The sequence below is a fragment of the Limosilactobacillus reuteri subsp. reuteri genome (assembly GCF_000016825.1).
GTDB classification, from domain to species: domain Bacteria; phylum Bacillota; class Bacilli; order Lactobacillales; family Lactobacillaceae; genus Limosilactobacillus; species Limosilactobacillus reuteri.
Genome location: NC_009513.1, coordinates 362120 through 384014 on the forward strand (window position 1 = coordinate 362120; position 21895 = coordinate 384014).

A 21895-nucleotide genomic window follows, 5' to 3' on the forward strand; every position below is an offset into this window, starting at 1 on the left:
TTATTTCGGGGATACCATATGAGGTGTTCCTTTATAATACGAAAATAGCTCCTACCATTTATTCTAAATAAGGAGCTATTTTATGATGTGTGCAAAATTTTAGAAGAACAGGAAAGTTAAAAGTAAATAAGTCTACTTTGCAGGATGAGTAGTACTATCGTTGCTTGTGCGGTAACCAAAGTAGAATTGAATAGCGGCGATCGCAATGTTAACCCAGTTCATAGCAATAAACCAACCGTTAATTGCGCTTGCATCATGAGATACACCATAATAAACCCAAAAACCGATAACAATTGCACAAACATTGATCCAAGCGAAAGTCTTTTGTAGAATTTGATTATTAAGCTGGAACCACATCCAAATGACATTAATGACAAACCAAATAGCTAAGATCCAAAAAATAACATTAAATAACATAAGATATCCCTCCTTAGGGCCTCGATAAACATTAATAAACGCGTATTGAACTGATGAATAGCAACATTCGAAAAAAGTATTACGCGGTGTGGTTAGCAGTTGAAGTTATTTACAATGATTGGTAATACTTTACTATTTTTTGGAAAGTTGTTGCTTAGCATCTTCATACCCGTCAACATAGTCACGAAGAGCATGCATCTTACCTTTAATAAACTTATTGGTAACATTAATAATGCGTTGTGGATACTTCCGGAAGGGTTCCAGTGCCTTATAATCCTTAACGGCCTGATCATAACCTTTTTGGTATGCGTTTGTTGCATCTTTTTGGCTATTTGACGTAGGACAATTTTTCTTTTTAAACATAATTATCACCTCTTTTGTTTTCCTACCATGATAGTAACAAGTATATAAATTCAATTCCAATAATATGGTATAAAAATAAAAATGTTATACAATAATAAAAATGCTGATTAAAAACTTTTAACCAGCATTTTTATTATTCTTTATTCTTTTTCAGAAGTTCAGTAATTTCTTTAAGGTACATAACTTCTTCACTTGGAGCTTCTGTTTTTTTATCTTCTTTTTTGCGGAATGTATTGATTGCTTTTACCATTAAGAAAACAACAAAGGAGATAATCAGGAAGTTAATGACTGCATTTAGGAAACTTCCGTATTTAAACTGAGCATCGCCGACCGTCAAAACAAGGTTAGATAGGTCAATTCGACCAATGAATAAACCAATAAGGGGGTTAATAAGGTTATTAACTAAGGACTTTACGATTGAGGTAAAAGCTGCACCAACAATTATCCCAACTGCCATGTCAATAACGTTACCGCGGGCAATAAATGTCTTGAATTCTTTTAACATAAAATAGGCCTCCTTCTAGCTTTAGAGGGGAACAACTTCAATTATGATTATATCAAACAGAATTATATGCTTAGGGCTTTTATGAGATGACATAAGGAGATTTAATTTATTTTTAAATAATAATTGCATATTATATCAAACCATTATATTATATGACATATAATATTACAGCTAAAAAGGAGGGATAGAATGAAGATTCAAATTACAGCTGACTTACTCGATGGGATGGTTTTAGCAATTCTTGAACACAAAGATTACTATGGATATGCTTTAACCCAGCGAATGCAATCAGCTATTACCATTTCCGAATCAACAATGTATCCCGTTTTACGCCGGTTAAAAAAAGACGGTTATTTAATAACTTATGATCAGCCTTACCAGGGACGGAATCGCCGTTATTATCAAATTACGAAAGCCGGTAAGGAGCATTTACAACGTATTCGTAAGTTATGGACTGATTATAAAAATAGTTTAGATGGTATTTTTTATGGGTTAGGTGAGGGAGAAGATAAAGATGAATGAACGTCAAAAATACATTAATGATTTATCAATATATTTAAGACAATTAACTGATGAAGAACGAAATGATGCCTTAGAATTTTATGATGAATATATTGCCGACGCTGGACTGGAGACCCGAACAGCGATTGAAGAAAGGCTAGGAACGCCACGACAGTTAAGTCATAAGATATTAGCTGATTATTCAATTAAAGCTAATAATGAATCGATCAAAGAAGGACATCCTGCTTCGCCTCATTCTAGTTGGCGTGTCTTTTGGTGGGTGCTAGTGGCAATTATTACTTCCCCAATAACGTTTGGACTAGGAATTGCCGTATTAGCACTATTGTTGGCAGCAGGGGGAGTCGCCTTAAGTTTGATTGTTGGAATAGTTGCTTTGATCTTCGGAGTTGCCGTTATAGCAATTGTGTCCCTTTATATTGGAATTGGTTTACTTGCGACAAACTTGTTCAGTGGACTATTTTATCTTGGATTAGGAGTGACCCTCATTGGCTTATTCCTTGTTTGTTTGCCTTTAATCTACTGGTTAATCAGAGTTATTGTTCAAGGGATTGCCAACTTTGCTAAGTTCATTTATGCAAAAGTGCAGGCAAGGAGGAAAAAGTAAATGAAAAGAATATTTAAGATAGGAGTAATTGTTTTAATCTTAGGAGTAATCCTCCTCGGAATAGGCTTCTTTAATAATGGTAATAAGGCCATTTATTTTGAGAACAATCGTCCAGCAATCTTTCATTCTCACACTAAAACAATAAGTACTAATAAAGCTTTTGAACGGATTGATATCTCAGCATCGACGGCTAATGTAATAGTTCGTGAAGGCAAGAAATATCAGATTACTTATTCTGGCATAAGCAGGCATACTCCAGCTGTAACTGTTCATAATAACGTTGCTTCAATTCGCCAAACTGGTGGCTTTCCGCTTGTCTTTAACTTTAATGATTATCAGCCCCACCAAGATTTAATCATTGTGACTATCCCACATGATCAAGCCTTAGCTGGTCGTATTCATTTAGAGAGTGGTGATCTAACAGTTTCTAAAGTTAAAATGGACAATATTGATGTTAACAGTGACGCAGGCGAGGTTGAATACCGTCAAGTTACATTACGCGGAGGAAGTACAAAACTCTCGTCAGGTAACTTCACAGGACATGATTTAACAGTTCAGGGACAATATACTGTTAATAATCAATCTGGTGATAATACAGTCACAAGTACAACAGTTGATGGGTATTTCCTGAAAACTGAAGATGGTGATAATGAGCTTAATGGTGAAGATAAAGGTGAAGAACCCTTGCATCAAAATGATGATGCAGAAAATGTACTCCGCTTAATAACACAATCTGGTGATAATGAAGTAAATTGATTTAGCTGAAATTAATAAAAGGCCCTCGACAGATATCGAGGGCCTTTTTAATAGGAGAAAAGTCTTAATTTTTAATTATGCGCTGGATTATTTTTCTTCAACGCCAGTACCATCGTAGCAACGTTCAAGTAATTCCTTGAGTTGGCTAACAAGTGGTTCAACTGGGTTAGTAGTAGTACATTGATCTTCGTAAGCTAAGCGAGCAAGATCGTCAACCGCCTTATCAAATTCTTCACGTGTAACACCATTGTCCTTAAGACTAAGCTTAACACCACATTCGTGAGCAAGTTCGATAACTTTCTTAGCATATGCTTCAGCTAATTCTTCATCAGTGTTGCCTTTCAAACCAATGAACCGTGCAATGTCAGCGTAGTCCTTAGTTGCATGGTAAGTCTCATAGTGAGGCCAGAGAGCAAGCTTTTGTGGACGTTTTGCGTTAAAGCGAATTACTTGTGGCATTGCAATAGCGATAAGCAAACCGTGAGGAAGACCGAATGCTCCACCCATCTTGTGGGCAAGGGAGTGGTTAATTCCTAAGAAGGCTTGACCAAATGCCATCCCGGCCATTGTTGAGAAGTCGTGCATCTTACGACGAGCTAACTTATCACCTTGAACTGACTTAGGAAGGTTTTCCATAACACCCTTGATGGTTTGTAGTGACCAACCACGAGTGTAGTCAGTTGCCATAACAGAAACATATGATTCAGTAGCGTGACATAAAACATCTAGTCCAGTCCAAGCAGTAGTTTTTGCTGGAACAGTTTCAACGAATTGTGAGTCAACGATTGCAATGTTTGGTGTTAAGGCGTAGTCAGCAAGTGGGTACTTAACATGAGTTTTTGAATCGGTAATAACCGCAAATGGAGTAACTTCTGAACCAGTACCTGATGTAGTAGGGATACCAATAAGTTGAGACTTAGTAGGCTTCTTGATTTGGTAAGCACGCTTCCGAATATCAAGGTACTTTTGCATAACCCCATACCATGAAGTTTCTGGGTGCTCATAGAACATCCACATAGCCTTAGCAGCATCCATTGGTGAACCACCACCAAGAGCAATAATTGTATCAGGTTTGAAGTCATTCATCATGGCAACACCTTTTTCAACAGTGTTTGTTGATGGATCTTCTTCAACGTCATCAAATACTAAGAAAGCAGTGTTGTTTTGGCGTTGACGCAATTGATCGATAACACGTTGAACGTAACCACGCTTGCTCATTCCAGGACCAGTAACGATGAATGCCCGGTTAATGTTTGGAATATCTTGCAATTCTTTTAGTGAGTTGCGTTGAAAGTATACTTTTGGGGGAATCTTAACCCATTGACGGTTTTCACGCCGCTTTGCAATTGTTTTGATGTTTAAGAGGTCCCAATCAGTAACGTTGTGAGAAATTGAGTTACTACCGTATGAACCAGTACCTAAAGTAAGGGATGGAGTCATGTTGTTGTAGATGTTACCAATACCACCAATACCAGATGGGGAGTTAACAATGATCCGTGAAGCACGCATTTCAAGACCGTACTTAGTAGCTAAATCATCATCAAGGGTGTGAATAGCAGCAGTGTGACCTTCACCACCGTAGTGTAATAATTGAGCACAGATATCAAAGGCATTTTCGTGAGAGGTTGCCTTGTACATTGTTAATACTGGTGAAAGCTTTTCAGCTGAAAGTGGGTACTTGTCACCAACACCTTCGTATTCAGCAATGATAACCTTAGTGTTGTCAGGTACTTTAATACCACACATGTCAGCAATAGCATTAGCTGAACGACCAGCGATTGGACCACGAACTTGATGACGATCTGGGTCAATAAAGCCATCAGTAAATTTATCAATTTCGTTTGGCTTCAAGAAGTAACAGTTCCACTTTTGGAATTCTTCTTTAACCTTGTCGTAGATTTCTTCATCAACAACAACTGAGTTTTCAGTGGCACAAATCATACCGTTATCGAATGTCTTAGAAAGAACGATGTCGTAAACAGAACGTTCGATGTTGGCAGTTTTTTCGATGTAAGCAGGACCGTTACCAGGACCAACACCAAGAGCAGGGTTACCAGAACTGTAGGCAGCCTTAACTAATGAAGGACCACCGGTTGCTAAAATAGTAGCAGTATTAGGGTGTTGGAGTAATGCGGTAGTGTTTTCGCGGGTACTTTCAGGGAGCCATTGAATCATGTTCTTTGGCGCACCGGCTTTTTCAGCAGCTTCTTGGAGAATCTTTGCAGTCTTGATAGATGACTTCATTGCTTGACGGTGGAAAGAAAAGATGATTGTATTCCGTGTCTTAGCACTAATGATTGATTTGAAGATCGTTGTTGAAGTAGGGTTAGTAACTGGAACAATTCCGGCAATGACACCAAGTGGATCAGCAATTTTGATAGTTTGGTCTTCATCATTGTCTTCGATAATACCAACAGTCTTATCGTGACGGATGTTGTTCCAAATGTATTCACTTGCGTAGATGTTCTTGATAGCCTTATCTTCAGCAACCCCACGACCAGTTTCGTTAGCAGCATCAACAGCTAAGTCCATGTGGTGTTCTTCGGCAGCGAGAGCCATTGCCTGACAAATCTTGTCAACTTGTTCTTGTGAATAGTAACGTAACTTTTCAAAAGCAGCTTGACTCTTAGTCATTAAATCGTCAACTAGCTTTTGGGCGTTTTGCTTTTTTTCTTCAGCAGTTAATTCTTTCTTTTCAACTTGTTTCTTGTTGTTAGCAGGCATAATTGAAATCTCCTTTTTCAATTCTTTTCTTTGTTAACCTTTGAACATGTATAATGTTACTACATTTTTTTGCTTTGTAAATACCTTTGTGAACATTTAAACAATGGTTGTTTTGTATGAATTCGCTTACAATATTGTCTTTATAATACTTTTATAGCAGCAAAAAACATTGGTATTATTTTTGAGATTAAGAGATGATAGATTTGCATACTGTTATTAATTGAAGTCTATTTCACAAATAGAATATAAAAGCGAATATATTAATTTAACTCGGCTAGTTATTAAGTTAACTAATCATTAACAGATTATTATTGGGAATAATAAAAAAGCCACCATTCAGAAATGGTAGCTTTTTTATTAATCGCAGGCATTAATGTCTTTTCCCGCGTTTGGATCTTTAACGTCATAATCACTATCATTCATTGCTTCAACGGCACCCATGCGATATCCATTGCCGACTTGGCTAAAAAAATCGTGGTTAGAAGTAGAAGTAGAAATTCCGTTCATAACAACTGGGTTAACATCAGAAGCGGTATCAGGGAATAGTGGATCTTGACCAAGGTTCATCAATGCCTTATTAGCGTTGTAACGGATGAAGGTTAAAACATCATCTGTCCAACCAACTTGATCATAAAGAAGATGAGTGTATTTTTCTTCATTATCATATAATTCATAAAGGAAATTATACATCCAATCTTTCATATCTTGTTGTTGCTTTTCCGTTCGATCACGTAAGCCGACTTGGAACTTGTATCCAATGTATGTCCCGTGAACTGATTCGTCCCGTAAAATTAGCTTAATGATTTCAGCCACATTGTTTAATTTGTTGTGACCAAGATAATAAAGGGGAGTGTAGAAACCAGAGTAGAATAAGAAAGTTTCAAGAAAAACGTTGGCTACTTTCTTTTTGAGTGGGTCTTGACTTGGATCAAGGTACATATTTGCAATTTTGACAGCCTTGTTTTGCAAGTATTCTTCTGTATCGGACCATTCAAAGATTTCTTTGATTTGGTCTGGGGTATTAAGAGTAGAGAAAATAGTTGAGTAACTCTTAGCATGAACTGATTCCATAAATTGGATGTTATTAAGAACTGCTGTTTCATGAGGAGTTTTAACATCTTCTTTAAGGGCAGTTAATCCTGCTTCTGATTGAACAGTATCAAGAAGGGTTAAACCACCAAAAACATGTCCGACAGTCCATTGATGATCGTCATCTAATTCACGCCAATCATCCATATCATTGGCAACAGGAATTCGTGTATCAAGCCAGAACTGTTCTGTTAGCTTTTCCCAGGTAGCTTTATCGATCATGTCGGAAACTTCATTCCAATTGATTGCTTTATATTGATTTACAGGTTTAAATTCTTCCAGTTTCATTGATTGAGCTCCTCCAAATACGTTGCTTTTAATAAATCGAGATACCAAAAGCCATTTGTATACATAATATCAAGTTTACCAGTGCCCAACGTTTAAATCAAATTCTGATTAGGCTTAGATAACACAGCTTTCACATTGGTTTGCACCAATTTCATCGCTATCGTCAGTAAACGTTCGAATGTAGTAAATTGACTTAATACCGCGTTTATAGGCATAGTGCCGTAAGATATTTAAATCACGAGTCGTCATTTTATCTGTTCGTCCATTTTTCCATTCGTAAAGGCCTGCTGGGATTGTTGACCGCATAAAGAGGGTCATTGAAAGAGATTGATCGATGTGCTGTTGTGCAGCGGCGTAAGTGTCAATAACCTTTCGCATATCCATATCGTAAGCTGAACGATAGTAAGGCATCGTGTCGTTTGAAAGATATGGGGCAGGGTAATAAATTTTACCGATCATCTTTTCTTGGCGCTCTTCAACACGATTAATGATTGGATGTAGACTAGCAGTCGAATCGTTAATGTAGGAAGTTGAACCGTTTGGCGCTACAGCAAGACGGTATTGATTGTAAAGACCATCTTGCATTACATTTTCTTTCAACTTCTTCCAATCTTCAATTCCAGGGATAAAAATACCTTCAAAAAGACCTTTAACAACATCTGATTGTGGTCCCCAATCCTTAGTGACATATTTGTCAAAGTAGGAACCATCCGCATATTTACTGTTCTCAAAATCGTGGAAAGTTTCCTGCCGCTCTTTGGCAATTTCATTTGATGCCACTAATGACCAATAATTTAAGAGCATAAAGTAAACACCTGTGAATTCAATCGCAACCGGGCTTCCGTATTGAATATGGTGCTTAGCGAGGTAGCTATGCAATCCCATTGCACCCAAACCAACTGAATGGGCAAGCCGATTTCCGTTTTGAATAGTTGGGACAACATCTAGGTCTTCTACGTCACTGATTCGGGTTAATCCCCGCATCATTGCCTTAATCGATTTACCAAAGTCAGGGCTTTCCATCATATTAGCAATATTGGTTGACCCAAGATTACAACTGATATCAATTCCCATTTCAGAATATGATTGATCATCATTTACTTGCGCTGGTACTTGTACTTGAGCAATCTCTGAACATAAATTACTCATCACAATTTTTCCATTAATCGGATTATCTCGATTTTCTGTATCAATGTTGATAATGTAAGGATAGCCTGATTCTTGTTGGAGTTTGCTGATTTCATCTTCTAAGTCACGGGCATTAACTTTCTTCTTGCGAATATCATCGTTTGCTACTAAATTGTTGTATTCTTTTGTGATATCGACGTAGGAGAATGGCATTCCGTATACTCGTTCAACATCATAGGGACTAAACAAGTACATATCAGCATTTTGCTCTACTAATTCGTAAAACTTATCAGGAACCGTAATTCCGAGAGAGAGGGTCTTTAAGCGAATCTTTTCATCAGCGTTTTCCTTTTTTGCTCCTAAGAATTCAATAATATCAGGATGGAAAACACTAAGGTAAACGACTCCAGCTCCCTGTCGCTGTCCCAGTTGATTGGAGTAGGAAAAACTATCTTCTAACAACTTCATTACAGGAACAACTCCACTAGCAGCACCTTGTATTTTCTTGATTGGGGCACCAGCTTCACGAAGGTTGCTTAAATTAATTCCAACACCACCACCAATTTTAGAAAGTTGGAGGGCAGAATTGATTGTTCGACCAATGGTATTCATGTCGTCCGTTGTTTGAATCGCAAAGCAAGAAACAAATTCTCCCCGGCGTTTACGCCCAACGTTAAGGAATGTTGGAGTTGCGGGTTGATAACGTTGATGGATGATTTCATCAGCGAGCTGCATTGCTAACTCTTCATCACCATTAGCGAGGTAAAGAGCATTCATTGCGACCCGATCAATATAGTTTTCAAGGTAGTACTCTTTATCATTTGTCCGTAAGGCATATTGGGCATAGAACTTGTAAGCAGCCATAAAAGAATGGAAGTGGAAGTTTTGTGCTTTTAAATAATCGTAAAGCTTTTCAATGAACGCTTCACTATATTTATTCATAAAAGTTTCTTCAATATAATCATTTTCTTCTAACCATTGAAAACGCTCTTTTAATGAAGAAAATCTTTTGGTATTTGGCTCAACATTATTTTTGATAAAGTCTTCTAAGGCCAATTTATCTTTATCTAGTTGAATTTGTCCGTTTTTAGGGATATTTACTTCGTTGTTATAATCGTAATATTTAACTTTGGTCATATCGATATCAGATAACGCCATATTAATAACTCACTTTCTGAATTAATTTGATTATGTCAATAAAGAAGCCAGTACACCAATAGCGAATTGATGCCTGGCAAAATATTAGTTTATTTAAACTTAGGCAAGTTGGTTTAATTGATCAGGACGAAAGCCAGAAAAAGCTTGACCGTTAGGAAGCTTTACAACTGGAGTCGCCATAAAACCCTCCGACTTAAGTTGCGATATGTATTCTGGTTGTTCATCGATGTTGTGTTCAATAAATGAAATTTTGTGCTGTTCAAGGAAACGTTTTGTCATCTTGCATTGGATACAATTATTTTTTGAAAATACAGTTACCATCTTCACGAGGCCTCCTAAACGATTAGTCGATGTTTTCTAGTATAACGGTGAATCAGAAAAAATCAATTAAAAAAGCACTATATTTCGTGCTTGCGAAATAGTGAAACACAATATATAGTACTTGAACTGGCGATTGACATCTGTGAAACTTTTTTTGATAAAATGCCTAAGCAGGTGATGAATAAAATTAATTTGAAAAACCAGTCTATTATTATACACTTAAAAGCAGGGTAATTTTAAGTACTTGGAGAAAAAGAATGAAAAAAAACAATTCATCATTATCTGAACAACAAAAGTTTATGAAGATGGCGATTGCAGAAGCAAAACAAGCCAGAATTTTAGATGAAGTACCAATTGGTGCGATTGTTGTCCACGATGGACAGGTAATTGGACGTGGTCATAATATGCGTGAAAAGTTTCAAGATGTTACCTATCACGCAGAAATGCTTGCAATTATGGAAGCATGCACGAATTTAGGGAGTTGGCGCTTAGAAGATTGCGACTTGTATGTTACGTTAGAACCGTGCATCATGTGTAGCGGTGCCATTATCAATGCACGGATAAAAAATGTTTATTATGGTGCCGCTGATCCGAAAGCAGGGGCAGTTGATAGCTTATATCATTTACTAAGTGATTCACGTTTAAATCATCAAGTCAATGTTCATTCTGGTATTTTAGGGGATGAGTGTAGCCAAATGTTAAAAAACTTTTTCCGTGAAATTCGCCGTCGTCGGAAAGAGGCTCGAAGAAAAAATAAGACTAACCTCTAGTAATTTAAAGAAAAATAGTGTATTATACTATTTGCCGTAAGGCCTTAGAGCAAGGGCATGCTTACGAACCGTGTCAGGTCTGGAAGGAAGCAGCACTAAGTATGATATGCCTTGTGCTCTAAGTTTTATTGATAATTAAGCGGACTCGTAATAATTTGTTGCGGGTCTTTTTTATTTTGAAATTTTAATTAAAATGTATTTTAACTACTTTATATGCTTAATTCCTTGTATAATATTTTATAGTATTTTAAATTCAGAAAGGGAGTCTGGCGATGAGTTATCAGGCATTATATCGTGTCTGGCGACCACAGCGATTCGATGATCTTGTCGGTCAACAGATTGTTACAAGAACCCTAAAAAACGCCATTATCACTCACCAGATAAGCCATGCATACTTGTTCGCTGGTCCACGTGGTACTGGTAAAACCTCAGCAGCGAAGATTTTTGCTAAAGCGGTTAATTGTCATCACTCTAAGGATGGCGAACCATGTAATGAGTGTGAGATTTGTAAAGCAATTACGAACGGGCAATTAAATGATGTAATTGAAATCGATGCGGCTTCTAATAATGGGGTTGAAGAGATTCGTGATATTCGGGATAAGGCAAAATATGCCCCTACCCAAGCGGATTACAAGGTCTATATAATTGATGAAGTTCACATGCTTTCAACAGGGGCCTTTAATGCATTGCTAAAAACGCTTGAAGAACCACCAGCCAATGTGATTTTTATTCTCGCAACTACGGAACCCCATAAAATTCCTTTAACAATTATTTCGCGAGTTCAACGATTTGATTTTCGACGAATTTCAGCAGAAGATGCATTTAATCGAATGAAATATATCCTTGATCAAAAGAAAGTTACTTATGATGAAAAAGCATTATGGGTAATTGCGAATGCCGCTGAAGGAGGAATGCGGGATGCGTTGAGTATTCTTGACCAGGTGCTTTCTTTCAGTGATAATGAAGTAAAGTTGGATGATGCTTTATTAGTTACAGGAAGTGTTACTAAACAGTTATTAAAGAAGTACTTTTTGGAAATTAGTAAGCATGAAGGGGCGACTGCTCTTGATACTATGAAGGATATTTTAGATGAAGGGAAAGACGGTCAGCGGTTCATTGAGGACTTGATTTCCTTTATTCGTGATATTCTGTTGTACCAAGAATCACCAAGCTTGATTAGTGTTGAAAGTACAGGTCTAAAGCAGGAAGACTTTGAAGAAATAGTCCAACTTGCTTCTTCAGCGACCTTATACCGAATGATCGATGAACTAAATAATATTCAAGAAGAGATGCGTTTTACGACCCATCCAGATGTGTATTTGGAAGTTCTTACAATAAAACTTGCACAAATCGAACCACAAAAGAATCTTCAATCGGCACCAGCAGTTTCTGCGGATACAAATGCTGAAGCTACTAAGACGATTGAAAAATTACAACAAGAGATTCAGCAATTGCAACAAACAGTAAAACAGTTGCAGAATACGCCGGTAAGAGCTAGTCGACCATCACCTCGCCAACAAAATGAGCAGCCACGAGTACAACAAAAGAAAGTGCAGGTTAATCTCAATAAGATTTACCCAGTGTTAGAAAATGCGACTCGTCAAGATTTAATAAATGTTCGTGAGCTATGGGGAGATATGTTGAACCTATTGTCGGTGCCGCAACGGTCATTACTTCACGTTTCACAACCGGTTGCCGCTAGTGCCGCGGGAATAATTGTTGCTTTTGATTATCCGTTCTTATTCCAACAAGCAGCTGATGATACAACGTTGTTAGAGAATATGGAAAGTGCTTTGCAACGTTTAACTGGGAATGAACGGCAAGTTGTTTTTGTACCTAAGGATAAGTGGCCAAAAATTCGGCAAGACTTTATCAAGGATCATGGTTTTGGTAAGAATCAGCAAAAGTCGCAACCTATTACACAAAAGCCGCAAACTACTGAAGAAAGCGGACAAACTCCTGCAGCTACACCAGCACCGATGGAGGAACCACCGCTACCCCCAGAAGATGAGGCACTAACTGAAGAAAAGTCACCTCAAGAAGATAAACAAGTAGCAACAGCACAGAAGCTATTTGGTAGTGATATTGTTAAAGTAGAAGATAATTAAGAAAAAGGATGGATGATATTATGATGCGTGGAATGAATATGCAACAAATGATGAAGCAAGCTAAGGCAATGCAAAAGAAAATGATGGCTGAACATGAAGAACTTGCTAAACAGGAATTTGTTGGAAAAGCACCAGATGATATGGTAACTGCTACGTTTAGCGGGGATAATCAATTAATTGACTTAAAGATTAAGCCAGAAGCAGTTGATCCAGATGATATTGATATGCTTCAGGACTTGGTAATTGCTGCTGTGAAAGACGGAATGAAGCAAGTTAATGATGCTACTCAACAAAAGCTTGGTAAATATACACAAGGTATGGGGTTGTAAAAAGTGATCCAATATCCAGAACCATTAGCGAAATTAATTGAAAGCTATACTAAGTTGCCAGGAATCGGGCAAAAGACTGCAACGCGGCTGGCGTTCTATACTCTGAGTATGCAAGAAGATGATGTGACAAACTTTGCTAAATCCCTTCTGTCTGCTAAAAGGGACCTTCATAACTGTAGTATTTGTGGCAATATTACCGAAGACGACCCTTGTCCAATTTGTCGCGATAAGACCCGTGATCATTCGCAAATTCTAGTTGTTGAGCAGTCACAAGACGTTATGGCAATGGAACGGATGCATGAATACCATGGTTTATACCATGTCCTTCATGGAGTTATTTCTCCAGTTGCAGGAACAGGCCCAGAAGATATTAATATTACAAGTTTACTTAAACGACTAAAGAAAGATGATGAAGTAAAGGAAATTATTATTGCAACGAATGCTTCATCTGATGGTGAGTTGACGGCCGGTTACCTCGCTAAGTTAATTAAGCCTGCGGGAATTAAAGTTACTCGGTTGGCGCATGGGTTATCAGTTGGCGCTGATATTGACTATGCTGATGAGATGACATTATTCAAAGCAGTGCAAGGGCGAACGGAGATGTAAGAAAATGTTTTTTAAGCGGCCGACTAAAGAGGTAGAACGTGAACGAAACCAACGTCTGCTAGAAGCGGTATACTCTACGAAGGCTAGTTGGGATCATGCACGTGAAACTGAACGGGCAGTATATGAAGCAAACGTTAATAGTGAACTTCATTATCGTTCCCGGATTCAAGAGCAGAAATTTTTATACCTATATAAAATTGCTCGCAAATTTAAAGTTCACGGGAAATTAAATGATGGAGTAATTGATCGCTAGGAGAGAGAAATGGACGGTAAATTTATATCATTTGAAGGACCAGATGGCGCGGGTAAGACAAGTGTAATCCAACAGATCCAACTGGAATTGGAAGATCAGCTTGGCACAGAAAAAGTTATGTATACTCGTGAACCTGGTGGTAATAAGATCTCTGAGCAAATTCGCCAGGTACTGTTTGATGGTCAAAATACCGATATGGATGGGCGGACAGAAGCATTGCTTTTTGCTGCTGCTCGTCGGCAACACATTGTTTCAGAAATAATTCCGGGGCTGAAAGCAGGCAAAGTTATTCTGTGTGATCGATTTGTAGATAGTTCCATTGCTTATCAGGGAGCTGGTCGGGGCCTTGGAGAAAAAGAAATTTGGCAAATTAATCAGTTTGCGATTGATGGGCTAATGCCGGCGTTGACAATTTATCTTGATATTGAATCAGAAATTGGCTTAAAACGGATTGCTGAGCATCGTTCCAATCAAGTTAATCGATTAGATGAAGAAAAACTTGAATTTCATCGAACTGTTCGTCAATCTTATTTAAAACTCTACCAGAATTATCCAGAACGAATAGAGTTGATTGATGCAAGCCAGCCATTGGAAAAAGTGATTGAGGACGTAAAAGCAACAATTCATGACCGGTTTTCAGATTTGTTTTAATAAAAAAGGGTGATTAATAATGAAAATGATTATTGCAATTGTTCAATCAAAAGATAGCAATCGTTTACGAAAAGCATTTAATAAAGCTGATATTCACGTTACTCAATTATCAACAACTGGTGGCTTTCTTCGTGAAGGAAATGCAACATTTCTAATTGGGATTGAGGACGACCGTGTTCAAGAAGTATTATCAGTAATTAAAAAGAATGCTGAGTCACGTGAACAATACGTTACATCGCAAATGCATATGGATGTTGAAGGCGGTTCGGCATTTCCTGTCAACGTAAAGATTGGTGGGGCAACTGTCTTTGTCTTACCAGTAGAAGACTTCATTAAATTTTAAGTAGGTGAAGATGGTTGGCTGAACAGGGACAAACACGTGCAGAAAAATTACAACCAGCAATAATTACTCGTTTTCAAAAAATATTATCAAATAATGAGCTTGCTCATGCTTATCTGTTTGTTGGGCCAGGTGGTTCAGGAAAAATGTCAATTGCCCAATGGTTATCATTACGGTTATTTTGTCTTCATCCCCAGGACAATGAACCAGACTTAACCTGTGCCGAGTGTCAGCGAATTTTATCTGGAAACCATCCTGACATTGTCTATGCTGCTCCAGAAGGTCGCCAAATAAAGGTTGATGAGATTCGCCGCTTAAAAGCAGAGTTTTCTAAGAGTGCGGTAGAAGGCAATAAGAAAATTTTTATTATTAAAGATGCTGATAAAATGACAAACGGTGCAGCAAATAGCCTTCTTAAGTTTATTGAAGAACCAGGAGCTGGCGTTTATATCTTTATGCTAACGACTAATAAAAGTGCTGTCTTACCAACGATTCGATCACGAACACAGGTGATTGAACTACCACCATTAAAACGAGATGCATTGTTAACGGTTTTAACTGAGCATAATATTCCGCAATCTCAACAACAAATTGCTGTTGGGATTACAGATTCCGTTGCAATGATTGAACAATGGCAAGAAGATAATTGGTTTGAGAGTGCGATCAAAGGAGTCATTCAGTGGTATCAAGATACGACGCGAAATGGGATGTTAGGTTTTGTTGATGTTCAGACAATTCTGCAAAAAGTAGCTACCGACCGGGATAAACAACAAGTAGTTCTGGACTTAATTACCTTAATCTGGCGTGATACGCTAATGGTAAATTCGGGAATTACAGCAGCCAACCGTCTTCACTTTAATAATATTTTAGGAGAAATGGGAGAAGTAGTTAGAAAATACTCTCCTCAACAATTGTTAGCAGCTAGTCAGTTAACGTTGGAAACTCGTCATATGTTAGAACAAAATATTAGTTTTCAAAATATTGTTGAACAATTGACGATTCGGCTTGTGCAGGTTTTAAGCATTAGTTAGGGGCGAAAAGATGAGTGAAGAATATAGTTCAGATAATCTTTATGAACAATTTGCGCAGGTGATGAACCAGACTCAGGATTTGGTTAAGAAAATGGAGCAGTTGCAGGCAAAAATTATTGCTATTTCTGAGGAAAATGTGGAACTTTCAATTGAAAACAAGCATTTGCGTCAGATGATTAAAGAAAAGCAGCCACACCATAGTGAAAATCAATTATCTGGATCACGGCAAAATTTAAAAGAACTTTACCAACAGGGATTCCATGTTTGTAGTGAGTACTATGGTAAGCGTCTTGAGCCTAATGAATCTTGTACTTTTTGTTTAGATGCAATATTTGGACACGAACAAGGAATGACAAAATAGGAGATAGTATGCAGCAAATTAGTAGTTTTAATGATCACCAATCAGGAAGTTTATATTTGGTTCCAACCCCAATTGGAAATTTAGATGATATGACTTTCCGTGCAATTAAAACCTTAAAAGAAGTGGATCTGATTGCTGCTGAAGATACACGTCATACTCAGCAACTATTAAACCATTTTGATATATCGACCCGTCAAATTAGTTTTCATGAGCATAATACTGAACAACGTGTTCCGGAATTAATTGAGAAATTAAAAGCTGGTTATTCGATTGCCCAGTGTAGCGATGCGGGGATGCCTTCGATTTCTGACCCCGGCAAGGAATTGGTAGCGGCGGCAGTTAGAGAAGGATTGCCAGTAATTCCGCTTCCAGGAGCTAATGCAGGATTGACGGCTCTTATTGCTTCGGGGTTAGTTCCCCAGCCGTTCTACTTCTTTGGCTTTTTAGAGCGTAAACACCAGCAGCAAGTAACAGCACTGGAGCAATTGAAAGAGCGTAAAGAAACGATGATCTTTTATGAAGCTCCACACCGCTTAAAAAAGACTTTAGCTACGATGGCGGAAGTTTTCGGCAATGAACGGCGAGTTGTATTAGCACGGGAACTCACTAAACGCTATGAAGAGTTTACCCGGGGAACGCTTGCTGAAGTAACTGCCTGGTTTGAAGATCACCAACCACGAGGCGAATTCGTTATTCTGGTAGCAGGGAATGAGCACCCCACAGAGAAGACGGATAATGAGATTGAATTACCATTAACAGAGCAGGTTGATAAGGAAATTTTAAATGGCCTTTCCACTAATGCTGCGATTAAGCTGGTGGCAAAGAAAAATAATATAAAACGCCAGGAATTATATAAACAATATCATCAATTGTAGGAGAAAAGTATGGAGTTAAAGCAAGAAGCACAAACATTCGAAATGCCGCACTTACTAACATATTATGAGTGTGATGAAACAAGTCATCCAAGCCTAAGCATGATATTAAGTATGATTTCCATGGTATCCGATGAGCATAGTATGTCTTTAGGAATGGGCACCAAAGAAATACAATCTACTGGCGGTACATGGGTAGTAAGCGGCTATGAAGGACATCTTTCCGCAAAGCAACCTTCTTTTGGCGAAACAGTTATTTTAGGAACAAAAGCTGTTTCCTATAACCGCTTTTTTGCTGTTCGTGATTTTTGGATAACGGGTAAAGAACACCAGATTGAATATGCACGAATTAGGTCGATTTTTGTGTTTATGAATCTAAAGACGCGGCGAATGCAATCAATTCCACCAGCTTTAATTGAACCGTTTAATGCTCCCGTTGCGAAAAGAATTCCTCGTCTAAAGCGACCTCAAAAATTGGATGAAAATGCTTCGGTAATAAAGAAGAATTATCAAGTTCGTTATTTTGACCTTGATGCTAATCACCATGTTAATAATGCTCGTTACTTTGATTGGCTTCTTGATCCTCTTGGCCGTGATTTTTTACGCGGAAATCAGATAAAGAGATTTAATTTGCAGTATCTTCAAGAGGTACGCAATGGAGAAATGGTAGAAAGTAAAGTTAATAAGCTTCAAACAAATGATGAAAAGGTAACTTATCATCAGATTGGTGTTGGTGAGCAAATTGATGCAATTGCTGAGATAGAATGGTATTAAAAATTAATCAATGAATAATAGCGACTGGTTTCTAGACAGGAAATTAGTTGCTATTTTATTTTAACCTTAAATGTAGACAAAAAGATCTTGAATGGTTTAATGTAGAGACATTTAAAGGAAGATGGTATTCTATGAATAGTAGTAATTATGAGGAGTGAGTTGACGTGAAAAGATCTTTAACGGCGATTATTTACCTCGAACCCGATCAGGTTAATTTACGGATCATTGAGATACCTACTTTAAAAGTGATAAATAATGTTCGATCGGGCCTTCTAAATATCGGGAACGCTAAAGTTGCTAATTATTCAGAAAACATGACTACAATTGTTAATAATATTGAAGGATTTAAGCAGATTATTAATGACTACCAGGCAACACCAGTTAAATTTTATGGCGATTTAGAAGACCTTGATCCAGTTGCAACTAGGTATGTGGCCGACCAGTTAGAAGTTCGGACAGGATTACAGATTGAATGGTTAAACAATAACCAGCTAATGGCACAGTCGATGAGTTACCTTTTAACCTTGCTACCAGATTTTGAAAAACTTAGTAAACACAATATGTATCTTCTAAGTATCGGTCTTAGCTCGACTACCTTAGCTTATTTTCACCATGGAAGCTTCGAACGTGCCTGGGATATTGATCTTGGTAATGCAAAAATTAGTCAGTTGGTGGGCCGTCTTCGAAAAACTGCCACTAATCCAACTGAAATTATTCAAGATTATATTAGTAGTAAACTAGAGTATTTAACACCAGAACTGACGAAGAAAAAGCATACAGTAATGATGGTGCAAAATGCTCTCTCACTCAATAAATTGTTTTTACCACATGATCAGCAGATCGCTGAAGTACCGCTAGATAAATTTCATGATGATTACCAAAAAATTTTATCGCCAGTCAAAGATGGTTTGATGAAGAGTATTCAGATTGATGACCAACAATTTGAATTATTATTACCAAATTATTTAGTAACGGCGCGAACAGTGCGCTTAATTCAACCAGCAGGCCTTTACGTAACGGATATTTCAACGATGGATGGGATTTCCCATGGAATTGGAGTTGATAATCCTAAAACGAGACGGCAAATTAATGAAATGATCAGAACAGCTGCCGACAATATTTCTTCACGATACGGTGTTGATTCAGCTCATCGGGATTTTGTAACGCGCTTTTCACTCCAACTCTTTGATCAATTACGCCCAATTCATCGTCTTGGTCAACATGAGCGATTATTATTAGAAATTGCTAGTAGAATTGATGATATTGGTAATTTTATTAACCAACGAGGACACTATCGTCACTCTGCTTATATTATGGAGGCTAATCCTTTAATCGGCCTTTCAGATAAAGATAATCGGATTATTGCTGAAGTGGCAAGATATCATAGTGCAGAGTCTCCAGATATTAGTCAAGCTCATTACCGTCATCTCGATGATGAGATCCAGATGCCAGTAGCAAAATTAGCTGCTATTTTACGATTGGTGGATGCATTAGATGATTCGCGACTGCAAAAAATTTCAAGTATTAAATTGAAGCTGGTAGGAGATAGCCGCTTAATCATTAAAGCAATAGCCAATGATGACCTTGTTCTTGAAAAGTGGTCTTTTAGTAAAAAATCACAACTATTTAAGGATGTATACGGAATTGAACCGGTCTTAACTGAGAGGAGTGATCATTAAGATGTATAAGGAGTTTTATAAGCCGCAGAATTATGTTAATCGAGAATTGAGTTGGATTGACTTTAATGGCCGAGTACTGGGAGAGGCAACTGATACTGCCAATCCGTTGTTAGAACGTGCTAACTTCTTGGGAATTACCCAAAGCAATGTTGATGAATTTTTTATGGTGCGTGTTGCCTCGCTTCATAAACTTGCTGCTGCCAACGTTACTACTACTGATGCGTCTGGTCTCACTCCAGAAGAGCAGTTGGATGCAGTAAATGAAAAAGAACATCGGATGGTTAAGCAACGGTATGAAGTTTACAATCAGCAAATCATCCCAGACCTTGCTAAAAATAATATTCATATTCTCCATGTCCCCAAACTTGACGAGAAGCAATATGAATTTATTCGGCGGTACTTTAATGATGAGCTGATGCCAGTTTTGACTCCCATGGCAGACGATGCCTCACGTCCGTTTCCCTTTATCTCCAATAATTCCTTAAATATTGCTGTTCAGCTGCGGCGGCAAATTCATCCAACAAGTAAACCAGTTGCAGAGGAAATTTTAGAAGGGGATCAAGAAGTTCATCGTCCACAAATTGAACCACATGATGATCGACAGGAAGCAGATATCAAATTTGCAACAGTCCGTGTTCCGGAAATTTATAAGCGGTTAGTCCGGCTGCCAGGAGAAAATAATTTCATTTTGATTGATGAAATTATTACTGAATTCCTTACCGCGCTTTTTCCTGGATATGAGATATTAGCTACGGCATCATATCGAGTTATGCGGGATATGGACTTAGACGTTGCTGAAGAAGATACGTCAGATTTGCTCCGAGCAGTCAAACGGCAATTGCGAGAACGAGAACACGGGCGGGTAATGCGCCTAGAAGTTCCAGCTTCAATCGATGAATGGTTAAAGGATCAGTTAATTGATAATCTGCATGTAAGTGAACGATCACTGTATGAAGTAGATGGTCCCGTCGATCTAACTTTCTTGAAAAAATTATCGGGGATGGTTGATGGTCATGATGACTTGCGCTATCCGCCATATAAGCCATACCTCAATCCAGCGTTAGATATGGACCATAATATTTTTTCTTCCATTCGCCAAAAGGACTACTTAATGCAGCATCCTTATGATAATTTTCAAGCCGTGGTTAACTTTATCCACCAAGCAGCCATTGATCCAGATGTTTTAGCAATCAAGATGACTCTTTATCGGGTCTCTGGTAATTCACCGATTATTAAGTATCTCGGAATGGCCGCGCAACAGGGTAAACAAGTAACGGTTTTAGTTGAAGTTAAAGCGCGGTTTGATGAACAAAATAATGTTCGATGGGCACAACGGCTTGAACAAATGGGGTGCCACGTTATTTACGGTTTAGTTGGTCTTAAAACGCACTGTAAAGTTGCCTTGGTTATCCGTCGTGATGAAGATGGGTTGCGACGTTATATGCACCTAGGGACTGGTAACTATAATGACGTAACAGCTCATTTTTACACCGATATGGGATTATTTACTTGTGACCATGAACTGGGAATCGATATGACGAACCTGTTTAATATGCTGTCAGGTTTTGCGCGACCAGCTTATTTTAATGAATTACGGGTATCACCTGATGGAATTCGGACATTTATTAATGCCAAAATTGATGAGCAAATTGAAAATGCCAAAAATGGTAATCCTGCGTTAATTCGGATGAAGATGAATTCCTTGTCTGACAAGCAAATCATTGCCCGCCTATACGCAGCCGCTGCTAGTGGAGTTAAGGTTGAATTATTGATTCGAGGAATTACCTGTTTACGGAATGATCTGCCAGAACTGCATGGGAATATTGAAGTTCATTCTATTATTGGACGTTTCCTTGAACACTCCCGGATCTACTACTTTAAGAGTAATGGTCATGAGGAAGTCTACCTTGCAAGTGCCGATATGATGACGAGAAATCTTAATCGACGGGTTGAAGAATTGTATCCCGTTACCCAACCAGACACAAAAGCTCATGCAATTCATATTTTTGACGTTATGTGGAAGGATAATGTCAAGGCTCGCCGGTTAGTAGGAGATCATTATGAACGGATTGATCGTGGTGATGCTGCACCATTCAGCTCACAAGAATACTTTGTTAAACAAGCAATGAAATTGAATGCGCGTGAGAAAAAGGAGAAGAAAGCAAAAAAACATTTTTCTTCAGTTTTTGAAACTTTAACTCGCCATGTTCCCAATCTTCATTTAGATGAGCGAAAGGATGAGTAAT

Annotated in this window: 23 protein-coding genes and 1 other RNA gene; 17 read left to right on the forward strand and 7 right to left on the reverse strand. The window is 38.0% G+C overall.

The window, feature by feature from the left end; all coding sequences use genetic code 11:
• Nucleotides 1-132 precede the first annotated feature (132 nt).
• The 3 genes from LREU_RS01650 to mscL all read right to left on the reverse strand — a co-directional run bounded on the left by LREU_RS01650 (nucleotide 133) and on the right by mscL (nucleotide 1285).
• Complete coding sequence (locus LREU_RS01650; protein ID WP_003667357.1) at nucleotides 133-417, reverse strand: hypothetical protein; 285 nt, start codon at nucleotides 415-417, stop codon at nucleotides 133-135.
• A gap of 132 nt (nucleotides 418-549) precedes the next feature.
• A complete protein-coding gene (locus LREU_RS01655; RefSeq protein ID WP_003667358.1) occupies nucleotides 550-780 on the reverse strand; it encodes a hypothetical protein in 231 nt (76 codons plus the stop codon).
• A gap of 133 nt (nucleotides 781-913) precedes the next feature.
• Entirely contained in the window at nucleotides 914-1285 is a 372-nt protein-coding gene (gene mscL, locus LREU_RS01660) for a large-conductance mechanosensitive channel protein MscL (RefSeq protein ID WP_003667360.1), read from the reverse strand.
• A gap of 189 nt (nucleotides 1286-1474) precedes the next feature.
• Between mscL and LREU_RS01665 the strand changes: the two genes are divergently transcribed.
• Genes LREU_RS01665 through LREU_RS01675 form a run of 3 tightly spaced genes read left to right on the forward strand, consistent with a single transcriptional unit; the run spans nucleotide 1475 to nucleotide 3167 of the window.
• On the forward strand, nucleotides 1475-1807 hold the full coding sequence (locus tag LREU_RS01665; RefSeq protein ID WP_003667362.1) for a PadR family transcriptional regulator: 333 nt from the start codon (nucleotides 1475-1477) through the stop codon (nucleotides 1805-1807).
• Complete coding sequence (locus tag LREU_RS01670; RefSeq protein ID WP_003667363.1) at nucleotides 1800-2411, forward strand: DUF1700 domain-containing protein; 612 nt, start codon at nucleotides 1800-1802, stop codon at nucleotides 2409-2411. Before LREU_RS01665 ends, LREU_RS01670 begins: the two co-directional genes overlap by 8 nt.
• Nucleotides 2412-3167, forward strand: a complete 756-nt coding sequence (locus LREU_RS01675; RefSeq protein ID WP_003667365.1) for a DUF4097 family beta strand repeat-containing protein — start codon at nucleotides 2412-2414, stop codon at nucleotides 3165-3167.
• 87 nt (nucleotides 3168-3254) lie between these two features.
• On the opposite strand, the gene adhE is transcribed toward LREU_RS01675, so the two are convergent.
• From adhE to nrdH, 4 genes are all read right to left on the reverse strand, one after another.
• Nucleotides 3255-5891: a bifunctional acetaldehyde-CoA/alcohol dehydrogenase gene (adhE, locus tag LREU_RS01680; RefSeq protein WP_003667367.1), complete on the reverse strand. Its 2637-nt coding sequence runs from the start codon at nucleotides 5889-5891 to the stop codon at nucleotides 3255-3257.
• 357 nt (nucleotides 5892-6248) lie between these two features.
• Nucleotides 6249-7268 carry a class 1b ribonucleoside-diphosphate reductase subunit beta gene (gene nrdF, locus LREU_RS01685; RefSeq protein ID WP_003667369.1) on the reverse strand — a complete coding sequence of 340 codons (1020 nt, stop codon included), beginning with the start codon at nucleotides 7266-7268 and terminating at the stop codon, nucleotides 6249-6251.
• 114 nt (nucleotides 7269-7382) lie between these two features.
• Complete coding sequence (gene nrdE / locus LREU_RS01690) at nucleotides 7383-9554, reverse strand: class 1b ribonucleoside-diphosphate reductase subunit alpha (protein WP_003667371.1); 2172 nt, start codon at nucleotides 9552-9554, stop codon at nucleotides 7383-7385.
• Between the two features lie 99 nt (nucleotides 9555-9653).
• A complete protein-coding gene (gene nrdH, locus LREU_RS01695; RefSeq protein WP_003666324.1) occupies nucleotides 9654-9875 on the reverse strand; it encodes a glutaredoxin-like protein NrdH in 222 nt (73 codons plus the stop codon).
• A 257-nt stretch (nucleotides 9876-10132) separates the two neighbouring features.
• Between nrdH and tadA the strand changes: the two genes are divergently transcribed.
• The 14 genes from tadA to LREU_RS01760 all read left to right on the forward strand — a co-directional run bounded on the left by tadA (nucleotide 10133) and on the right by LREU_RS01760 (nucleotide 21894).
• Nucleotides 10133-10645, forward strand: coding sequence for a tRNA adenosine(34) deaminase TadA (gene tadA / locus LREU_RS01700; RefSeq protein WP_003667373.1), 513 nt, complete (start codon nucleotides 10133-10135; stop codon nucleotides 10643-10645).
• A 35-nt stretch (nucleotides 10646-10680) separates the two neighbouring features.
• An RNA gene (ffs, locus tag LREU_RS10135) (signal recognition particle sRNA small type) lies at nucleotides 10681-10778 on the forward strand.
• Nucleotides 10779-10917: 139 nt separating this feature from the next.
• Entirely contained in the window at nucleotides 10918-12753 is a 1836-nt protein-coding gene (dnaX, locus tag LREU_RS01705) for a DNA polymerase III subunit gamma/tau (RefSeq protein ID WP_003667376.1), read from the forward strand.
• A 20-nt stretch (nucleotides 12754-12773) separates the two neighbouring features.
• Entirely contained in the window at nucleotides 12774-13082 is a 309-nt protein-coding gene (locus LREU_RS01710; RefSeq protein ID WP_003666329.1) for a YbaB/EbfC family nucleoid-associated protein, read from the forward strand.
• Between the two features lie 3 nt (nucleotides 13083-13085).
• Entirely contained in the window at nucleotides 13086-13688 is a 603-nt protein-coding gene (gene recR / locus LREU_RS01715) for a recombination mediator RecR (RefSeq protein WP_003666331.1), read from the forward strand.
• Between the two features lie 4 nt (nucleotides 13689-13692).
• Nucleotides 13693-13941: a YaaL family protein gene (locus tag LREU_RS01720; protein WP_003667379.1), complete on the forward strand. Its 249-nt coding sequence runs from the start codon at nucleotides 13693-13695 to the stop codon at nucleotides 13939-13941.
• Between the two features lie 9 nt (nucleotides 13942-13950).
• Nucleotides 13951-14592, forward strand: coding sequence for a dTMP kinase (gene tmk, locus LREU_RS01725; RefSeq protein ID WP_003667383.1), 642 nt, complete (start codon nucleotides 13951-13953; stop codon nucleotides 14590-14592).
• 19 nt (nucleotides 14593-14611) lie between these two features.
• A complete protein-coding gene (locus LREU_RS01730) occupies nucleotides 14612-14935 on the forward strand; it encodes a cyclic di-AMP receptor DarA (RefSeq protein WP_003666336.1) in 324 nt (107 codons plus the stop codon).
• A 14-nt stretch (nucleotides 14936-14949) separates the two neighbouring features.
• A complete protein-coding gene (gene holB / locus LREU_RS01735) occupies nucleotides 14950-15963 on the forward strand; it encodes a DNA polymerase III subunit delta' (protein ID WP_003667385.1) in 1014 nt (337 codons plus the stop codon).
• 10 nt (nucleotides 15964-15973) lie between these two features.
• The gene (locus tag LREU_RS01740) at nucleotides 15974-16324 is read left to right on the forward strand and encodes a DNA replication initiation control protein YabA (protein ID WP_003667387.1); all 351 of its coding nucleotides are present in this window, start codon (nucleotides 15974-15976) and stop codon (nucleotides 16322-16324) included.
• An 8-nt stretch (nucleotides 16325-16332) separates the two neighbouring features.
• Nucleotides 16333-17199: a 16S rRNA (cytidine(1402)-2'-O)-methyltransferase gene (gene rsmI, locus LREU_RS01745; RefSeq protein WP_003667390.1), complete on the forward strand. Its 867-nt coding sequence runs from the start codon at nucleotides 16333-16335 to the stop codon at nucleotides 17197-17199.
• A gap of 9 nt (nucleotides 17200-17208) precedes the next feature.
• The gene (locus LREU_RS01750) at nucleotides 17209-17970 is read left to right on the forward strand and encodes an acyl-[acyl-carrier-protein] thioesterase (protein WP_003667392.1); all 762 of its coding nucleotides are present in this window, start codon (nucleotides 17209-17211) and stop codon (nucleotides 17968-17970) included.
• Nucleotides 17971-18134: 164 nt separating this feature from the next.
• Nucleotides 18135-19649, forward strand: coding sequence for a hypothetical protein (locus tag LREU_RS01755; protein WP_003667393.1), 1515 nt, complete (start codon nucleotides 18135-18137; stop codon nucleotides 19647-19649).
• 1 nt (nucleotide 19650) lies between these two features.
• Nucleotides 19651-21894, forward strand: a complete 2244-nt coding sequence (locus LREU_RS01760; protein WP_011953396.1) for an RNA degradosome polyphosphate kinase — start codon at nucleotides 19651-19653, stop codon at nucleotides 21892-21894.
• Nucleotide 21895: the final 1 nt, after the last annotated feature.

Coding starts and splice junctions, on each gene's coding strand:
- LREU_RS01650 (WP_003667357.1), bottom strand. CDS start 417: ATGTTATTTAATGTTATTTTTTGGATCTTAGCTATTTGGTTTGTCATT.
- LREU_RS01655 (WP_003667358.1), bottom strand. CDS start 780: ATGTTTAAAAAGAAAAATTGTCCTACGTCAAATAGCCAAAAAGATGCA.
- mscL (WP_003667360.1), bottom strand. CDS start 1,285: ATGTTAAAAGAATTCAAGACATTTATTGCCCGCGGTAACGTTATTGAC.
- LREU_RS01665 (WP_003667362.1), top strand. CDS start 1,475: ATGAAGATTCAAATTACAGCTGACTTACTCGATGGGATGGTTTTAGCA.
- LREU_RS01670 (WP_003667363.1), top strand. CDS start 1,800: ATGAATGAACGTCAAAAATACATTAATGATTTATCAATATATTTAAGA.
- LREU_RS01675 (WP_003667365.1), top strand. CDS start 2,412: ATGAAAAGAATATTTAAGATAGGAGTAATTGTTTTAATCTTAGGAGTA.
- adhE (WP_003667367.1), bottom strand. CDS start 5,891: ATGCCTGCTAACAACAAGAAACAAGTTGAAAAGAAAGAATTAACTGCT.
- nrdF (WP_003667369.1), bottom strand. CDS start 7,268: ATGAAACTGGAAGAATTTAAACCTGTAAATCAATATAAAGCAATCAAT.
- nrdE (WP_003667371.1), bottom strand. CDS start 9,554: ATGGCGTTATCTGATATCGATATGACCAAAGTTAAATATTACGATTAT.
- nrdH (WP_003666324.1), bottom strand. CDS start 9,875: ATGGTAACTGTATTTTCAAAAAATAATTGTATCCAATGCAAGATGACA.
- tadA (WP_003667373.1), top strand. CDS start 10,133: ATGAAAAAAAACAATTCATCATTATCTGAACAACAAAAGTTTATGAAG.
- dnaX (WP_003667376.1), top strand. CDS start 10,918: ATGAGTTATCAGGCATTATATCGTGTCTGGCGACCACAGCGATTCGAT.
- LREU_RS01710 (WP_003666329.1), top strand. CDS start 12,774: ATGATGCGTGGAATGAATATGCAACAAATGATGAAGCAAGCTAAGGCA.
- LREU_RS01720 (WP_003667379.1), top strand. CDS start 13,693: ATGTTTTTTAAGCGGCCGACTAAAGAGGTAGAACGTGAACGAAACCAA.
- tmk (WP_003667383.1), top strand. CDS start 13,951: ATGGACGGTAAATTTATATCATTTGAAGGACCAGATGGCGCGGGTAAG.
- LREU_RS01730 (WP_003666336.1), top strand. CDS start 14,612: ATGAAAATGATTATTGCAATTGTTCAATCAAAAGATAGCAATCGTTTA.
- LREU_RS01740 (WP_003667387.1), top strand. CDS start 15,974: ATGAGTGAAGAATATAGTTCAGATAATCTTTATGAACAATTTGCGCAG.
- rsmI (WP_003667390.1), top strand. CDS start 16,333: ATGCAGCAAATTAGTAGTTTTAATGATCACCAATCAGGAAGTTTATAT.
- LREU_RS01750 (WP_003667392.1), top strand. CDS start 17,209: ATGGAGTTAAAGCAAGAAGCACAAACATTCGAAATGCCGCACTTACTA.
- LREU_RS01760 (WP_011953396.1), top strand. CDS start 19,651: ATGTATAAGGAGTTTTATAAGCCGCAGAATTATGTTAATCGAGAATTG.